The 15,068-nt window shown below is 69.6% G+C and carries 15 protein-coding genes; 6 read left to right on the top strand and 9 right to left on the bottom strand.

The genetic code is table 11. From position 1 onward, the window contains the following. Nucleotides 1-4: 4 nt before the first annotated feature. Entirely contained in the window at nucleotides 5-928 is a 924-nt protein-coding gene (locus LPC10_RS10360; RefSeq protein ID WP_231346600.1) for an NAD-dependent epimerase/dehydratase family protein, read from the top strand. A 3-nt stretch (nucleotides 929-931) separates the two neighbouring features. On the opposite strand, the gene LPC10_RS10365 is transcribed toward LPC10_RS10360, so the two are convergent. The 6 genes from LPC10_RS10365 to LPC10_RS10390 form a co-directional block, all read right to left on the bottom strand. Beyond that, nucleotides 932-2,905 carry a nucleoside-diphosphate sugar epimerase/dehydratase gene (locus tag LPC10_RS10365; protein ID WP_231347015.1) on the bottom strand — a complete coding sequence of 658 codons (1,974 nt, stop codon included), beginning with the start codon at nucleotides 2,903-2,905 and terminating at the stop codon, nucleotides 932-934. Between the two features lie 208 nt (nucleotides 2,906-3,113). Continuing rightward, nucleotides 3,114-3,965 (bottom strand): DUF1206 domain-containing protein, encoded by an 852-nt coding sequence (locus LPC10_RS10370; RefSeq protein WP_231346601.1) that lies wholly within the window; start codon nucleotides 3,963-3,965, stop codon nucleotides 3,114-3,116. A 5-nt stretch (nucleotides 3,966-3,970) separates the two neighbouring features. After that, entirely contained in the window at nucleotides 3,971-4,312 is a 342-nt protein-coding gene (locus LPC10_RS10375; protein ID WP_231346602.1) for a hypothetical protein, read from the bottom strand. Between the two features lie 25 nt (nucleotides 4,313-4,337). Further along, nucleotides 4,338-4,904 (bottom strand): Uma2 family endonuclease, encoded by a 567-nt coding sequence (locus LPC10_RS10380; RefSeq protein ID WP_231346603.1) that lies wholly within the window; start codon nucleotides 4,902-4,904, stop codon nucleotides 4,338-4,340. Between the two features lie 71 nt (nucleotides 4,905-4,975). Continuing rightward, nucleotides 4,976-5,536 carry a Uma2 family endonuclease gene (locus tag LPC10_RS10385; RefSeq protein WP_231346604.1) on the bottom strand — a complete coding sequence of 187 codons (561 nt, stop codon included), beginning with the start codon at nucleotides 5,534-5,536 and terminating at the stop codon, nucleotides 4,976-4,978. 89 nt (nucleotides 5,537-5,625) lie between these two features. After that, on the bottom strand, nucleotides 5,626-7,074 hold the full coding sequence (locus LPC10_RS10390; protein WP_231346605.1) for a homospermidine synthase: 1,449 nt from the start codon (nucleotides 7,072-7,074) through the stop codon (nucleotides 5,626-5,628). 278 nt (nucleotides 7,075-7,352) lie between these two features. On the opposite strand from LPC10_RS10390, the gene LPC10_RS10395 reads away from it, so the two are divergent. Next, on the top strand, nucleotides 7,353-7,541 hold the full coding sequence (locus LPC10_RS10395) for a hypothetical protein (RefSeq protein ID WP_108939982.1): 189 nt from the start codon (nucleotides 7,353-7,355) through the stop codon (nucleotides 7,539-7,541). A gap of 144 nt (nucleotides 7,542-7,685) precedes the next feature. Here the strand turns inward: LPC10_RS10395 and LPC10_RS10400 are convergent, their stop codons facing one another. Continuing rightward, nucleotides 7,686-8,243, bottom strand: a complete 558-nt coding sequence (locus LPC10_RS10400) for a GNAT family N-acetyltransferase (RefSeq protein WP_231346606.1) — start codon at nucleotides 8,241-8,243, stop codon at nucleotides 7,686-7,688. Between the two features lie 180 nt (nucleotides 8,244-8,423). Beyond that, on the bottom strand, nucleotides 8,424-9,590 hold the full coding sequence (locus LPC10_RS10405) for a type III PLP-dependent enzyme (RefSeq protein WP_231346607.1): 1,167 nt from the start codon (nucleotides 9,588-9,590) through the stop codon (nucleotides 8,424-8,426). 675 nt (nucleotides 9,591-10,265) lie between these two features. Between LPC10_RS10405 and LPC10_RS10410 the strand changes: the two genes are divergently transcribed. The 4 genes from LPC10_RS10410 (at nucleotide 10,266) to LPC10_RS10425 (ending at nucleotide 14,441) form a co-directional block, all read left to right on the top strand. Beyond that, nucleotides 10,266-11,915 (top strand): glucan biosynthesis protein G, encoded by a 1,650-nt coding sequence (locus tag LPC10_RS10410; protein WP_231346608.1) that lies wholly within the window; start codon nucleotides 10,266-10,268, stop codon nucleotides 11,913-11,915. Continuing rightward, on the top strand, nucleotides 11,888-12,424 hold the full coding sequence (locus LPC10_RS10415; RefSeq protein WP_231346609.1) for a GNAT family N-acetyltransferase: 537 nt from the start codon (nucleotides 11,888-11,890) through the stop codon (nucleotides 12,422-12,424). Before LPC10_RS10410 ends, LPC10_RS10415 begins: the two co-directional genes overlap by 28 nt. A gap of 155 nt (nucleotides 12,425-12,579) precedes the next feature. Beyond that, entirely contained in the window at nucleotides 12,580-13,668 is a 1,089-nt protein-coding gene (locus LPC10_RS10420; RefSeq protein WP_231346610.1) for an alkene reductase, read from the top strand. Nucleotides 13,669-13,760: 92 nt separating this feature from the next. Next, the gene (locus tag LPC10_RS10425) at nucleotides 13,761-14,441 is read left to right on the top strand and encodes an HAD hydrolase-like protein (protein WP_231346611.1); all 681 of its coding nucleotides are present in this window, start codon (nucleotides 13,761-13,763) and stop codon (nucleotides 14,439-14,441) included. Here LPC10_RS10425 and LPC10_RS10430 read toward each other — a convergent pair. Beyond that, nucleotides 14,435-14,932 (bottom strand): outer membrane protein assembly factor BamE, encoded by a 498-nt coding sequence (locus LPC10_RS10430; protein ID WP_231346612.1) that lies wholly within the window; start codon nucleotides 14,930-14,932, stop codon nucleotides 14,435-14,437. The genes LPC10_RS10425 and LPC10_RS10430 overlap by 7 nt on opposite strands. Nucleotides 14,933-15,068: the final 136 nt, after the last annotated feature.

The following is a 15,068-nucleotide window of genomic DNA, read 5'->3' on the forward strand; positions in this document are numbered from 1 at the left end:
ACGGGTGAGCGGAAAGCTGATCGCGCTGACGGGAGCCACCGGCTTCATCGGACGCCACCTGCTGCGGGCGCTCTCGGAGCGAGGCTACCGGGTGCGGGTACTGCTGCGCCGGCCGGTCGCGGTGCCGGAGGGCGCGAGCGGCGCCGTGGTCGGCGATCTGGCGCGGCCGATGAACATGGCCGCCGCGCTCAGCGGGGTCGATGCGGTGGTGCATTCGGCCGGGCTCGCCCACGCCATGTCCGGCGCACCCGAGGACGACTTTCGCAACTCGAACACCGAGGCGACGCACAAGCTCGCCGAGGCGGCACAACGAGCGCGGGTTACCCGCTTCGTCTTCCTGTCCTCGATCCGGGCGCAGGTGGGATCGAGCGCCCCGGCGCCCCTGTCCGAGGCGGATGCACCGGCGCCGACCGATCCTTACGGCCGCTCGAAGCTCGCCGCCGAACAGGCGCTGGCCGAGACCGGTCTCGACTGGGTCGCCCTGCGCCCGGTCCTCGTCTACGGCGCCGGCGTGAAGGGCAACATGGCGGCGCTGCTCAAGCTCGCGCGCACGCCCTACCCGCTGCCGCTGGCGAGCCTGACCGGGCGCCGCTCGCTGGTCTCGGTCGAGAGTCTGGCGGGCGCAGTCGCTACCGTGCTGGAGGCGCCCGGCCCGCTCCGGCGCCCGCTGGTCGTGGCCGATCCCGACCCGCTGACCCTGCCCGAAATGCTCGCAGCCCTCCGCGCCGGCCTCGGCCGCAGGCCCGGTCTGCTGCCCTGCCCGGTGTCGCTGATCGGGTTGGCCTGCCGCGCCACGGGCCGCGAGGACGCCTTCGACCGGCTGTCCGGCTCGCTCGTCGCCCGTGCCGAGGGCCTGGAAGCCCTGGGCTGGCGGCCGGCGCTAGCGTCGCGGGACGGGCTCGCGGCGCTGGCGCGAGCAGAGGGGTAAGCTCTACGCCGTCGTCGCCTCGGCGGCACGGAGCGGCGCCGCGGTTCCTGCCGGCTCCGAGCGCGGAACGGCCCCGGCGCGATTGCGGAAATCCGGGATCGCTTCCTCGAACACGGCCTCCGCCGCCGCCCGGTCGCCCGCCGCCACCGCCTCGCGCAGGCGAACAATCCAGCCCTCCAGCACGGTGCGGTCGGCGAAGACGGGCTTGGCCGCCATTACGCCCTCGATGCCGGCGAGCGTCACCCGCGGCTCCTCCTTGGCGAACAGGATCTCGTTGAGCCGCTCGCCCGGTCGTGCGCCGGTCACTTGGATCTCGATGTCCTCGCCGGGTTCGAAGCCGGCGAGCCGGATCATCCGCTCGGCGAGATCCCGGATGCGTACGGGCTGGCCCATCTTGAGGACGTAGACCGCCGCGCGCTGGTCGCCGGTATCGCCGCGCCCCTCGGCGTCGGCGTGGGAGGCGGCGGTGAGCACAAGGTCGGAGGCCTCGCGCACGGTCATGAAGTAACGCACCATCTCGGCATGCGTGACCGTGACTGGGCCGCCGCGGGCGATCTGCGCTTTGAACACGGGCACCACCGAGCCGGCCGAACCCAGCACGTTGCCGAAGCGCACGGCAATGAGCCGGGTCGCCTCCGCGCCGGAACGCTCCGCGTCGAGGGATTGGGCCACCATCTCGGCAAAGCGTTTGGTGACACCGAGCTGCGAGACCGGCTCGATCGCCTTGTCGGTGGAGATCATCACCAGGGCGCGGGCACCCGCCGCGACGGTGGCCTCGGCGACGTTGATCGAGCCGAACACATTGGTCTTGATGCCCTCGACCCAGTCGCGTTCGAGATAGGGCACCTGCTTCAGCGCGGCGGCGTGGAAGACGTAGGTCGGCCGGAAGTTGCGGAGGATGGCGTGCAGCCGCTCGCGGTCGCGGATGTCGGCGAGCGCGCCTTGCACCTCGGCCTCGGCGTTGAGCAGGGCTGGACCATTGAGGACGGCGTGCAGCGCCGGTTCCGAGTTCTCAATGACGAGGAGCGCCACGGCGCCGAAGGCGACGGCGCGGGTGCAGATCTCCGCACCGATCGAACCGCCGCCGCCGGTCACGACCACGCGGGCGCCGGTGAGGAAGTGTTCGAGCCGCGGCCGGTCGATGGCGACGGTGGGCCGAAGCAGCAGATCCTCGATCTCCAGCGGCGCGAGTTCGGCATCGCGCATTCCCTCGCCGAGGCTGGTGACGCGGGCGAGCGGCAGGCCGAGCCGGCGGGCGCGGGCGATGAGGTCGTCGGGCTCGGATTCGGGCGCCAGCGCGCTCGGCGTCGCCACGAGCCGGCGCACCGGCAGGCCGCGAGTGGCCAGATCGGCCACCACCTGTTCGAGGTCGCGGAACCCGCCGAGCACGGGCACGCCGCGCATCATCTGGCCCGCCTCATCCGCCCGCGGCGAGAGAATGCCCTTGGGCGAGAGCCGTTTGACAGAGCCGGATTCGATGGCCCGCAGCACGATCTCGATATCGGCGCCGCGGCCCAGCAGCAGCGTCGGCGTGGTGGCGGCGCGCGCCTGGCTCTGCCGGGAGCGGGCGTATTTCAGGTAGCGGAAGGCCAGCCGCGGGCCGCCGAGCAGGAAGATCTGCAGCACCCAGTAGAGGAGGATGGCGACCTTGCCGAAGAAGTAGAACCCGTAGAGGTTCGAGGAGACCAGCACGTAGTCGAGCACCAGCAGCGTCAGAGCGGTGACGCTGGCGGCGCGCACGATGCCGGCGAGATCGGGCAGCGAGGCGAAGCGCCACTTGGTGCGGTAGAGCCGGAACCACGCGTAGATCAGCCCGGCATAGACCAGGAACGGCGGCAGCAGCAGCGGCAGCGCGTGCAGGCGCTCGGCGAGTGCCCCGTCCTGAAAGCGGAAGACGAAGGTCAGCACCACGGCCGCCGCGGTCGCGGCGAGATCGTGGACGACCATCACCGCCGTCTTGAAGGTGCGCTTCTGCATGGTGCTTCGTGTCATACCAAATCCGGTTGATCCCTTCGGGGTGGCGGATTTGGGCTCCGCTCAAGCGCCGCGCGGGCTCGCTGATACGGTCGCCGCTATGATCAAGCGGCGACCGTATCAGAGCATCGACCCGAATGATCGATACCGGTTTCGGCCGAAGGCCGATGCTCCAGGCGGAGCGCGGTATCGGCGCCGACCGGGGGGATTGTCAACGCGCGGCGCGGACCGCCTTGGCGACCGCCCCGTCCGCATCGCCGAGATCCGGGGCGTCGATGTGGCGGTAGCGGGCCTGGATCAGGCCGAAGGCGCCGAAGGCGAAGTGGCCGGCGGCGACGATGGCGAGCAGCGCCCAGCCGTAGGGCTGCGCCCGCAGAGCGGCGAAGGCCCCCGACAGGCCGGTCGCGTCCGAGGAGGCCTGCGTCCAGGCGGCGGTCAGGACAAAGCCGCCGATCATCAGGAAGACGAGGCCGCGCGCCGCGTAGCCGAACCGGCCGAGCCGACAGACCCAGGTCTCCGAGCCGGAGGGAAGGGAGAGCCGCTCGGTGACGTTGCCTTTCCAGGCCTTGGCGGCGTAGCCGATGCCGGCGGCGGCGATACCGAGGCCGACGATCCCGACGAGCCAGGGGCCGAGGGGCTGGTCGAGCAGCCACTTGGTCCAGTCCCGCACGCCGTCCCCGCCGGCGGAGGCGCGGCCGATGCCGAAGGCGAGTTGGCCTGCGGTGAGGGCGAGGCCGGCATAGATCACGGCGCTGATCAGGTGGGCGCCGCGTACGGCGAGCGCTTTGGGCGAGCGCCCGCGTCGGTCCGCATCGGTCGCCCCCTCCACGACGCGCCACAGGGCGAAGCCCGCGAGCCCGAAGGCGATCAGCCCGACGATGACGGCGCCGAACGGGCCGCCGAGCACCGCGCGGATCGCGCTCTTGCTGTCGCCTGCCGAGCCGCCCTGTCCGAGCGCGGCGAGCACGGCCAGCGCTCCCACGACGCAGTAGACGAAGCCGCGGGCGCCGTAGCCGAAGCGGGCGAGGTGCTCCAGCGCGTTGTCGTTCCGGCTCCAAGCCATCCGGGTCAGTCGCGCTCGCGGTCGGGCTTGCCGGCCAGCGCCACGTAGAAGCCGAGCCCGTCGCCGGCGGGCAGGGTCTGCAGCCGCTCGATCCAGCCGCGGCGCTTGGCGTCGAGGAGCTGGCGCCCGATCGGCTGGAACAGGGTCTCGCCCCCACCCTCCGGCGGCGCATCGAGGCGGATCGCCACGGTCTTGCCCTTGGCGAAGCGGCTGCGCTCCAGCATGTCGGTCAGCGAGGCCTCCGCGGTCGGGCGGTTGGCCCCGCGCAGATCGAGCACCGATTCCGCATCGGTGACCCCGAGCGAGCCGCGCAGCTTGTTGGCGTAGAAGTCTTCGAAATGGGGCAAGGCCGGTCCCGCGCGGGTTCGTCGTCTAGAAGGCGATGTCGTCATAGATCTCGGCAACGGCCAAATGGCCGCCGAGTTCGGGCAGATCGATCGCGTCGCCGAGGCCGTGAGCCTCGAACGCCCAGCCGCCCTCGGGCTCGCGGCGCCACACCTCGACGCGCGGCTCGTCCTGATAGGCGATCAGGAATAGTTTGAGCGAGGCGATGCTGCGGTAGAAGTCGGTCTTGCGGCCGCGGTCCCGGCTCATGGTCGAGGGCGAGAGCACCTCTGCGACGAGGACGGAATCGCGGGCATAGCCATCCTTCAGCGGCGGCCCGCAGCGGACCACCACGTCGGGGATCGGCGCGAAGGTGTCCATGCTGTCGCTCAGCACGGCGATGCCGGGAATGGCACGGCAACCGCGGTCGCGTCCGAACGGCGGGAGATTCCGGACCAAGTTCGCAACGATCAGCTGATGCCGTTCGCTCTGCAGCGCCATCAGCACCGGTTCGCCGTCGATCAGCTCCCAGCACTCCTCGTCCGGGAGGTCGGCGACCCAGGCCTGATATTCCGCCACCCGCATACCGGGGTCGCGCCGAAGGGCGAGCGCCATCGAGGGGCCTCCGAAAACCGCCTCGATGCTAGCATCGCCCCGGAGCCAAGCAAGCGGCGCGCGGCGCAGGATCAGAGACCGAGGCGCGCATAGATCTCCGCGACAGCCAGCGCGCCGCCGAGTTCCGGCAGGTCGATGCTTGCGCCGGGGCCCGCGAACTGAACTGTCCAATCCGGAGCGCGGCGCCAGACCTCCACCCGCGCCTCGTCCTGATGCACGAGCAGGAGCACGGCGAGCGACGGAAAAGTCTGGTAGAACTCGGTCTTGCGGCCGCGATCGAGGACGAGGGTCGAGGGCGAGAGGACTTCCACGACGAGCAAAGCATCGCTGGTGTAGCCGTCCTCGGGAGGCGCACCGCATTGCACCACCACGTCGGGAATCGGTGCGTAGTCATCCATGGCCTCGCTCAGGATCGCGAGGCCCGGATAGGCGCCGCAGCCTTGGCGCTCGGCGAGGTCGTCGAGACGTTTGACGAGGTTGGTGACGATGCGCTGATGCTGGCCCTTTGCCGGCGACATCATCACCGGAACGCCTTCGATCAGCTCCCAGCGCTCATCGTCGGGTCGGGTTGCGGCCCATTCCCGATACTCGGCGACCCGCATGCGGGTATCGCGGCGCGCTGGCACGGCCATCGCTCAGGCTCCTGTTCGATGGCCGGAACCGTAACGAAAAAAGGCCGCCCCGGACAGGGCGGCCCCGACGGCATTCAGCTTCAAAGCCTTCAGCGGTGCACGAGCACGTTGCGGAACTGCCAGGGATCGCTCGGGTCGATGTCCTCCGGGAACAGGCCGGGGCGATCGGTGAGCGGGGTCCAGTCCGTGTATACGCCCACCACCGGGCCGAGATACGGCGTCTGCACTTCCAGGCAGCGGCGGAAGTCGATCTCGTCGGCCTCGACGATGCCGGCCTCCGGGTTCTCCAGCGCCCACACCATGCCGGCCAGCACGGCCGAGGTCACCTGCAGACCCGTCGCGTTCTGGTAGGGGGCGACGCGCCGCGTCTCCTCGATCGAGAGCTGCGAGCCGTACCAGTAGGCGTTCTTCTCGTGGCCGTAGACGAGCACGCCGAGCTCGTCGATGCCGTCGACGATCTCGTCCTCGTCGAGGATGTGCTGGCGCTCCTGCACCTTGCCGGCATTACCCCACATCTCGTGCAGCGAGAGCACGGCGTCGTTGGCCGGGTGGTAGGCGTAGTGGCAGGTCGGGCGGTAGACCGCCTCGCCGTTCTCACGCACCGTGTAGTAGTCGGCGATCGAGACCGCCTCGTTGTGGGTCACGAGGAAGCCGAACTGCGCGCCCGCGGTCGGCACCCAGGTGCGCACGCGGGTGTCGGCGCCGGGCTGAAGCAGGAAGATCGCGCAGCGCGAGCCCTTGGTCTGCTCCTCGGCATTGGCCGGCTTCCAGGTCTCGTGCGTGCCCCAGCCGAGCTCGGCCGGCTGGTTGCCCTCGGACACGAAGCCCTCGACCGACCAAGTGTTGACGAAGACGCCCATGGGCTTGGGGGTCTTGGCGCGCTGGGTGTCGCGCTCGGCGATGTGGACGCCCTTGACGCCGAGCTCGCGCATCAGCGCGGCCCACTCTTCGCGGGTCTTCGGCTCCGGATCAGTGACGCCCGTGTCCTTGGCGATGTTCAGGAGCGCCTGCTTGACGAACCACGAGACCATGCCGGGATTGGCCCCGCAGCACGAGACCGCGGTCGGGCCGCCGGGGGCGGCGCGGCGGGCGGCGAGGATGTTCTCGCGCAGCGCGTAGTTGGTGCGGTCGGCCTGGCTCAGGTCCTTGTCGAAGTAGAAGCCGGTCCAGGGCTCGGCCACCGTATCGATGTAGAGCGCACCGAGTTCGCGGCAGAGTTCGAGGATGTCGCGCGAGGACGTGTCGACCGAGAGGTTCACGCAGAAGCCCTGGCCGCCGCCCTCGGTGAGGAGCGGGGTGAGGACGCCGCGATAGTTCTCCTTGGTGAGCGCGACCTTCTCGAAGCGCAGGCCGTGCTTGTCGGCGAGATCCTTATGGGTGTCGACCGGATCGATGACCGTGAAGCGGCTCTTGTCGTACGCGAAATGCCGCTCGATCAGCGGCAGGGTTCCCCGCCCGATCGAACCGAAGCCGATCATCACGATCGGGCCGGTGATGCGGCCGTGGACAGGCCATTCCTTCTGCGGACCATCGGACATGGCGCGGAGACTCCTTCTCGGGGCTTGTGCTCGAAACGCGAGCGGCGTGCTTTGATGCTTGGAAATGACGAGCGGATGACGGCTCGAGGCCCTTGGGTCAACCGGCTCAGTCACGAGAATATTGCAGAATCGTGAAAGTCACGGGCGTCAGCTATGAGTTCAGTGCAGGGCTGGCGCCGAGACGGGACCGAAGCCAGATGCGGCGGGCAAATCTATATTGCGCTGCAACAAGGGAGGGACGCCTCAAGGGCAGACAGCACGCACAAGGGATCTGAGCCATGCTGACCGTCCTCACTGCACCGACCCTCCATCCGGAAGTCGAGCCGCTCGACCGCGATCCGGGCATCATCACCCTCCTTTCCGCTCTTGTCCGCGCGAGCCGCACGGCCGCCGGCCAGGCCCGTGCCTTCCATGAGAGCGCCAGCCGGTTGTCCTTCTCTGCGGCGGCGTGGCCCTCTCACCGCTGAGGCCGGAGATCCGCATCACGGACATCGGCCGCCCACGGATCGAGACGTGTTGCGGCGGGCCGGAATCCGCTGTTCGGAAGAGAGCGGATTCCGGTTCAGGCGCCGTCGCGTGACGGGGAGCGCGGGCCGCGATCCGCCCTCGACTCAGGCTGCGCGTCGTCGCGCGGCCGCCGCAGCGGCTTCGGCCGCGACCTCCGGCAGCGCCTCGAAGGCGCCGGTCGCCCGCAGCACACCTTCTGCCCCCGCCAGCGCGCCGGCCTTCAGTTCGAGGCCGAGGAAGCGCTCGCGCTCGAACGGGCCGGGCATGTAGAGGGCGTCGGCCTTCGCCTGCGCGAAGCCGAAGCGGGCGTAGTAGGGCGCATCGCCCACGAGCAGCACGGCGCCGTGCCCGTACGCAGCCGCCCTGCCGAGGATTTCGCGCATGAGCGAGCCGCCGAGGCCGGCGCCTTGAAGCGCCGGATCGACCGCGAGCGGGCCGAGCAGCAGGGCCGGACGGCCGCAGCCGGTCTCGACATCCCACAGCCGCACGGTGCCGACGAGCTTTTCGTCCCGCACGGCCGAGAGGGCCAGGCCGCGCGCAGGGAGGCGGCCCTCGCGCAGGCGCTGCGAGGTCTTCAGGACGCGGCTCGGGCCGAAGCAGGCGTCGAGCAGATGCTCGCGGGCTGCGACGTCGGAGGCGATCTCATCGCGGATCTGGATCACGGCCGTACCCTCCCAGGTCGCTGACAAGCGGGAAGAAACAGCCCTCGCACCTGCCTTTGAGGGCAGGCCGTCCGGGACACGTCGAGAGCGCGCCCCGTGGGGCGCGCGGCTGTTCTGACGGAAAAGGCGTGAACGAAGCCTGACCGGTGTCGGTCTCGCCGAAGCGTGGCCGACGAGGGATCAGATCACGATCTGCTCGAGCGGCGGAAAGCCGTTGAAGGCAACCGCGGCATAGGTCGTGGTGTAGGCGCCCGCGCCCTCGATCCACACCTTGTCGCCGATCGAGAGGGAGATCGGCAGCGGGTAGTGGTTCTTCTCGTAGAGCACGTCGACCGAATCGCAGGTCGGGCCGGCGACGACGCAAGGCGCCATGCGGTCCTCGTCGTGTTCGGTCTTGATTGCGTAGCGGATCGACTCGTCCATGGTCTCGGCGAGACCGCCGAACTTTCCGATGTCGAGATAGACCCAGCGCACCTCGTCCTCGGCCTCCGACTTCTTGGAGACGAGCACGACCTCGGCCTCGATCATGCCGGCATTGCCAACCATGCCGCGGCCCGGCTCGATGATCGTCTCCGGGATGCGGTTGCCGAAATGCTTGGTGAGCGCACGGAAGATCGCGTCGCCGTAGGTCTCCACGCCCGGAACCTGCTTGAGGTACTTGGTCGGGAAACCGCCGCCGAGGTTGACCATCGACAGGCCGATGCCGCGCAGAGCGCATTCGCGGAAGATTTCGGACGCCGAGGCGAGCGCCCCGTCCCAAGCCTCGGTGTTGGCCTGCTGCGAGCCGACGTGGAACGAGACGCCGTAGGCGTGCAGGCCGTGCCGGTGGGCGTGCTCCAGCACGTTCACCGCCATCTCCGGCTCGCAGCCGAACTTACGCGAGAGCGGCCAGTCGGCGCCGGCCCCGTCACAGAGGATGCGGCAGAAGACCTGCACGTCGGACGCCGCCACTTCGGCCTGAGTCGTCGCGGAAAAAATCTTATCGACTTCGGCCTGGCAATCGACGGCGAAGAGACGGATGCCGAGCTTGAGCGCGCGCACCACGTCGCGCTCCTTCTTGATGGTGTTGCCGAAGGAGACGCGCTCGGCGGTGGCGCCGGCGGCGAGCGCCATCTCGATCTCGGCGACGGAAGCCGTGTCGAAGCAGGAACCCATCTCGGCGAGCAGGCGCAGGACTTCCGGAGCCGGGTTCGCCTTCACGGCGTAGAACACGCGGGTGTCGGGAAGCGCACGAGCGAAAGCGGTGTAGTTGTCGCGCACGACATCGAGGTCCAGAACCATCACCGGACCCTCGTCCCGGCCGAGGTCACGGCGCGCGCGCAGGTAATCGCGGATGCGATCGGTCATTGGTCGTCCCCACCACAGGTTCGAGGCGCCATCGTCGGGCGCGAGATCGAATCGTGACGGCCCGAGAACGAGCCGTCGGCGTCTGGGGGCGATGCGTCGCTTCCGCTTCGCGCTTTGGAGACGCGAACCGGTCAGCGGGCGCGGGAAGCACCCCGGAAGCTGCCGTGGATTGGATGGGGGAACCCCAACCGCACGCCGGGCAAGGATAAACAAGCCTCTTCGGTGCCAGCCTTTGGAGGAGCCGGCGAGACCAAAAAAGCCCGTTCGTCGTTGCTTTAAGCTGCGTCCCCCGTGGAGAGCGGGGTTCGCCGGTTTCGCCTCCGGCTGCCGGTTGTTGTTAGGGTCTGGTGTCGCCACCCGGATGCCGGCCGTAGGGATCCACCCTTTACGACCATCGATCCTTTAAGACCCCTGGCGGCTGTCCGGCAGTTGACCGGATGCCCACCAACCGGCACGCGGCCACAGGCACGTGCGAAATTGGGCAGGGGCGATATACGGCCGAGCGTCCCCGACCACAAGGGAAAAAGGCACTCTTCGCTCTGGATTTCGGGGATGGACGGGCGGAGTGGAGGATTGTGGCACGGAAGACGCACCGACCCGTTGCGCCAGCCCGGACGACCCCTTCCCAAGCCCGACCGAAGCAGCCATTGAACCGTGGCATTTCGGGATGGGGTCATGATCCGCGCTAGGGGCCAGAACGACACCAAAGACCGTGCCGAGGCGACGGTGCCCGAGGCGGCACCTCCGGATGCGCCCTCGCGCCGGGCCGTGATGTCGGGCTTGGCGGCCGCCGGTTTGACTGCGGTACTCCCGGCTGTGGCCGTCGCTCAAGGCGAGGCCGCGGGCGTTCCCTTCGATCCGTTTACCCTCGAACGACAGGCGCAGGCGCTCGCCGCGAAACCCTTCGACGGAGGCTTCCCGCCGCTGCCGCCGCCGCTGGCGGGTCTCGATTACGATGCCTATCGCGACATCCGCTTCCGGAAGGAACGTGCCTTTCTCGGTGAGGCCGGCGGGCCGTTCCGGCTCCAGCTCTTCCACCGCGGCTTCCTGTATCCACGGCCCGTCGCGGTGAGTCTCGTGCGCGACGGGATCAGCACGCCGATCGCCTACGATCCGGCCCTGTTCGATTTCGGCCGCACACGGATCGAGGGGACGCTGCCGCGTGACCTGAACTTCGCCGGCATCCGCATCCACGCGCCGCTCAACCGGCCCGACCGCCTCGACGAACTGATCGTCTTCGTCGGCGCCAGCTACTTCCGCTTCCTCGGTCAGGACCAGCTCTACGGCCTCTCCGCCCGCGGCCTGGCGATCGGCACGGAGGGCGACAAGGAGGAGTTTCCGTTCTTCCGCGCCTTCTTCATCGAGGTGCCGCCTGCGGGCGCCCGGGCTCTGACGATCCACGCCCTGCTCGACAGCCCCTCGGTCGCCGGCGCCTACCGCTTCACGGTCGAGCCGGGACGGAACACGACGACGCGGGTGAGCGCCGTGCTCTACCCGCGGCAGGATCTGGGATCGGTCGGTCTCGCGCCGCTGACATCGATGTACTTCATCGGCGAGACCGATCGCGGCCACAGCGACGATTACCGCCCGGAGCTGCACGATTCCGACGGGCTCCAGATCGCCACCGGCTCCGGCGAGTGGCTGTGGCGGCCGCTCGACAATCCGCAGAATCGGCGGATCTCGACCTTCCTCGACCGCGACCCGAAGGGGTTCGGGCTGATGCAGCGCGACCGGCATTTCGCCAACTACCAGGATCTGGAAGCCGGCTACGAGCGTCGGCCCGGCTACTTCGTCGAGCCGGAAGGCGCCTGGGGCGAGGGCAGCGTCGTGCTGATGGAACTGCCGACCGACAACGAGACGGCCGATAATATCGTCGCCTTCTGGCGCCCGAAGCAGCCCTATCCCGCCGGCCGGCCGGTGCGGCTCGCCTATGCGATCCGCGCGCATACGGGCGAGGATCTTCACCCGAACGGCAAGGTGCTGAACACCTTCATCGCCGAACCCGCCGCGAGCGGCGCCGCGCGCAAGGCCGGGGATCCGGCCGCGGATCTGGTTGCCTTGCGCAGCCGGCGCTTCCTGATCGATTTCGGCGGCGGGGATCTGGGCAAGGGCCTGGACGAGGCATCGCCGCCCGAGATCGTCGCCAGTGCCAGTCAGGGCCGCATCACCGCGACCTCGATCGTGCCCAATCCCCATATCGGCGGTTATCGCGTCGCCCTCGACGTGCGGCTCGACGGGCCGGGCACCGCCGAATTGCGGGCTTACTTGAGGAAGGGCGATCAGGCGCTGACCGAAACATGGTCCTTTCCCTGGAGCGCGGCGTGAGCACCCGCCGCGAGCGCAGCGCCGCGCGGCTTCCCGTGGAGATCCGGCCCGCGCGCCTCGCCGACCTCGACGCGCTCGTCGCGCTCGAACACGCCGCCTTCACCACGGATCGGGCCGAGCGGCGGGCGATCCGCCACGCCATCCGCTCGGCCAGCATGACCCTCCTCGTCGCGGTCGTGCGCGAGCCGGGGGAGGGCGGCGAGGCCGAGATCCTCGTCGGCGCCGCCACCGTCGAGCGGCGGCGTACGAGCCGCGTGGCCCGGCTCTCCTCGCTCGCCGTCGCGCCCGCCCGCATCGGCCTCGGGCTCGGACGCCGCCTGCTGCAGGCGGCCGAACTCGATGCTCGAGCCCACGGCTGCCAGCGGCTGCGCTTGGAGGTGCGGGCCGACAACGGCAGCGGCATCCGGCTCTACGAGCGGGGCGGCTATGCGCGCACCGGGACGAAGACGGACTATTACGAGGATGGCATGGAGGCGTGGTGCTACGAGATCGCGCTGACGGAAGGTTAGCCGCTCGGTTCACGCCGATTTGTGCGCCGCGGCGCAGGTGCGCCAGCGCACTGGCGAACCGGCGGGACGAATACAAGGTTGAGGCCATCCGAAGGCCGCCCTCGCGCTGACACCAAAGCGCTGCCGAGAGCCGCCCCCTCCAGATAGAGTCTCGAATGCCCTCATTGTTCGATCCGATTACAATCGGCGCGTTGAAGCTGCCGAACCGCATCCTCATGGCCCCGCTGACCCGCGCCCGTGGGACGCGGACCCACGTACCGACGCCGCTCATGGCCGAGTACTACGCCCAGCGTGCCGATGCCGGCCTGATCATCTCCGAGGCCACCGGCATCAGCCAGGAAGGGCTCGGCTGGCCCTACGCGCCGGGCATCTGGTCCGACGAGCAGACCGAGGCGTGGAAGCCGGTGGTGAAGGCGGTGCATGACGCGGGTGGGCGCATCGTCTGCCAGCTCTGGCACATGGGCTACCTCGTCCATTCCGACTTCCTCGGCGGCGAGCCGCCGGTCGCCCCCTCGGTCGCCACCGCGCCGGACGAGGCGCATACCTATTCGGGCAAGAAGCCCTACAGCCAGGCTCGTGCCCTGCGCGAGGACGAGATCCCGCGCCTCATTGCCGATTACGAGCGCGCGGCGAGGAACGCCGTGGCGGCGGGCTTCGACGGCGTGCAGATCCACGCGGCGAACGGCTACCTGCTCGACGAGTTCATCCGCGACGGCAGCAACAAGCGGAGCGACCGCTACGGCGGTTCGCCCGAGAACCGGGTGCGGTTGGTGACCAAGGTGGCGCAGGCGGTGGCCGGCGTGGTCGGTGCCGACCGCACCGGCATCCGCTTCTCCCCCAACGGCCCGATCCAGGGCGTCGATGATTCCAACCCGCACGAGGTTTTCGGCCTCGCCGCCGAGATGATGGAGCGCGTCGGCCTCGCCTTCATCGAGATGCGCGAGCCGGGCCCGGACGGCACCTTCGGCAAGGCGACGGTGCCGCCGGTGGCGCCCGTGATCAAGGAGCGCTTCGGCGGTCCGGTCATCCTCAACTGCGACTACGACGCCGAGCGCGCCAAGCAGGCGGTCGCCTCCGGTGAGGCCGACGCCATCGCCTTCGGCCGGCCCTTCATCGCCAACCCCGATCTGGTGGAGCGCATCGCCAAGGGCCTGCCGTTCGCCAAGGACGACATGAAGACCTGGTACAGCCAGGGTCCGGAAGGCTACGTCGATTATCCAACCGCGTCGCAGAAGGCGGCGTAAACTTGAGTCGGCTCTCGGGCCGCTCGCATGATCGTTGAGCAAGGCGGCGTCGCGGGAGCGGGGCCGCCTTCGTCCGTTCGGAGGCTTGATCCTTGAGCGCCACGACACAGGAAGCTCTTGCGCCGGCCGCCCCCTATCGCCTCGTCGCCTTCGATTTCGACGGCACCCTCGCCGACACCTTCCCCTGGTTCTGCGCCAACCTCAACGACGTGGCGGCGCGTTACCGCTTCCGCCGGGTCGAGGCGGGCGAGACCGAGCGGCTGCGCGGTCTGGGCGCGCGGGCGATCCTGAAGGATCTCGGCATTCCCGCCTGGAAGGTGCCGCTGATCGCCCGCCACATGCGCGCGCTCGCGGCCCGCGAGGCCGGGCAGGTGCGGCTGTTTCCCGGCGTGCCGGAGATGCTGGCGGGGCTCGATGCGGCGGGAATCGCGCTCGCCGTCGTCAGCTCGAACAGCGAGTCGAATGTGCGCCGGGCACTTGGGGAATCGGCCGGGCTGATCCGCCACTACGATTGCGGCGCCGCGCTCTTCGGCAAGGCGCGCCATCTGCGCGCGGTCGCGCGGGCGGCGGGCTTCGACCCCGCTGAGATGCTGGCGGTGGGTGACGAGATTCGCGACGCCGAGGCGGCGGAACGGGCCGGCTGCGCCTTCGCTGCGGTGGCCTGGGGCTACAACAGCCCCGAGGCCCTGGCCGGCGTGACGCCAGCCTATTTATTCGCCAAACCGGGCGACGTCGTGCGGGCCCTCGCAGGCCCGCGCCGACGCGCTTACTGACCCGCGCGGGCGCCGGGGACGACCGAGGCGCCCGAGCCGCTGCCGAACGGCTCGTAGCGGGTCAGGCCGCGGAAGAGCTGGCTGATGAAGGCGCGGTCGGCGCCGCTCGCCGGGGTCGTGCGCTCGATGAAGTCGAACACGCGCCCGTCCTGCAGGCCGTAGAGCGCCACGCGCTCCACCTTCATCCCCGCGTTGAAATAGACGGCCGTGACCTTCTGGTCCTCGATCTGCTCGCCCAGGAACATCACCGTGCGGCGGGTGTTCTGGGTGATATAGTACCAGGACTTGTTGCCGACGGTGGAGACGGTCGACGGGGTGCCGAGGATCTGGAGCACCTGTTCGGCGCCCATGCCCGGCTTCACCGTGGCCAGGGCGGCTTGGTCGATCTGATAGCCGTGGCGGATATCCTCGCCGATGCAGCCTGATACGCCGATCGCGACGGAGCCGAGAACGGCCGCGCGGGCAAGCGACGAGACGAGACGGCGCGACATCGGCCCCCCTGATTTCCTGCCAAAAAGGGCCTGCATCCGCGGCGCGTTTCAACTCGCGCGTCTTCGGACTTGCACCCTGGTCCGCGGTTGCCGTACCGCGGGGTTATGGCTTTGACAAGGCAAGCTCGGCCACAGC

It is taken from the genome of Methylorubrum sp. B1-46 (assembly GCF_021117295.1).
In the GTDB taxonomy this organism is placed as follows: Bacteria; Pseudomonadota; Alphaproteobacteria; order Rhizobiales; family Beijerinckiaceae; genus Methylobacterium.

Coding starts and splice junctions, on each gene's coding strand:
- LPC10_RS10385 (WP_231346604.1), bottom strand. CDS start 5,536: ATGGCCGTGCCAGCGCGCCGCGATACCCGCATGCGGGTCGCCGAGTAT.
- LPC10_RS10405 (WP_231346607.1), bottom strand. CDS start 9,590: ATGACCGATCGCATCCGCGATTACCTGCGCGCGCGCCGTGACCTCGGC.
- LPC10_RS10370 (WP_231346601.1), bottom strand. CDS start 3,965: ATGGCTTGGAGCCGGAACGACAACGCGCTGGAGCACCTCGCCCGCTTC.
- LPC10_RS10410 (WP_231346608.1), top strand. CDS start 10,266: ATGATCCGCGCTAGGGGCCAGAACGACACCAAAGACCGTGCCGAGGCG.
- LPC10_RS10415 (WP_231346609.1), top strand. CDS start 11,888: ATGGTCCTTTCCCTGGAGCGCGGCGTGAGCACCCGCCGCGAGCGCAGC.
- LPC10_RS10430 (WP_231346612.1), bottom strand. CDS start 14,932: ATGTCGCGCCGTCTCGTCTCGTCGCTTGCCCGCGCGGCCGTTCTCGGC.
- LPC10_RS10380 (WP_231346603.1), bottom strand. CDS start 4,904: ATGGCGCTCGCCCTTCGGCGCGACCCCGGTATGCGGGTGGCGGAATAT.
- LPC10_RS10395 (WP_108939982.1), top strand. CDS start 7,353: ATGCTGACCGTCCTCACTGCACCGACCCTCCATCCGGAAGTCGAGCCG.
- LPC10_RS10420 (WP_231346610.1), top strand. CDS start 12,580: ATGCCCTCATTGTTCGATCCGATTACAATCGGCGCGTTGAAGCTGCCG.
- LPC10_RS10390 (WP_231346605.1), bottom strand. CDS start 7,074: ATGTCCGATGGTCCGCAGAAGGAATGGCCTGTCCACGGCCGCATCACC.
- LPC10_RS10365 (WP_231347015.1), bottom strand. CDS start 2,905: ATGCAGAAGCGCACCTTCAAGACGGCGGTGATGGTCGTCCACGATCTC.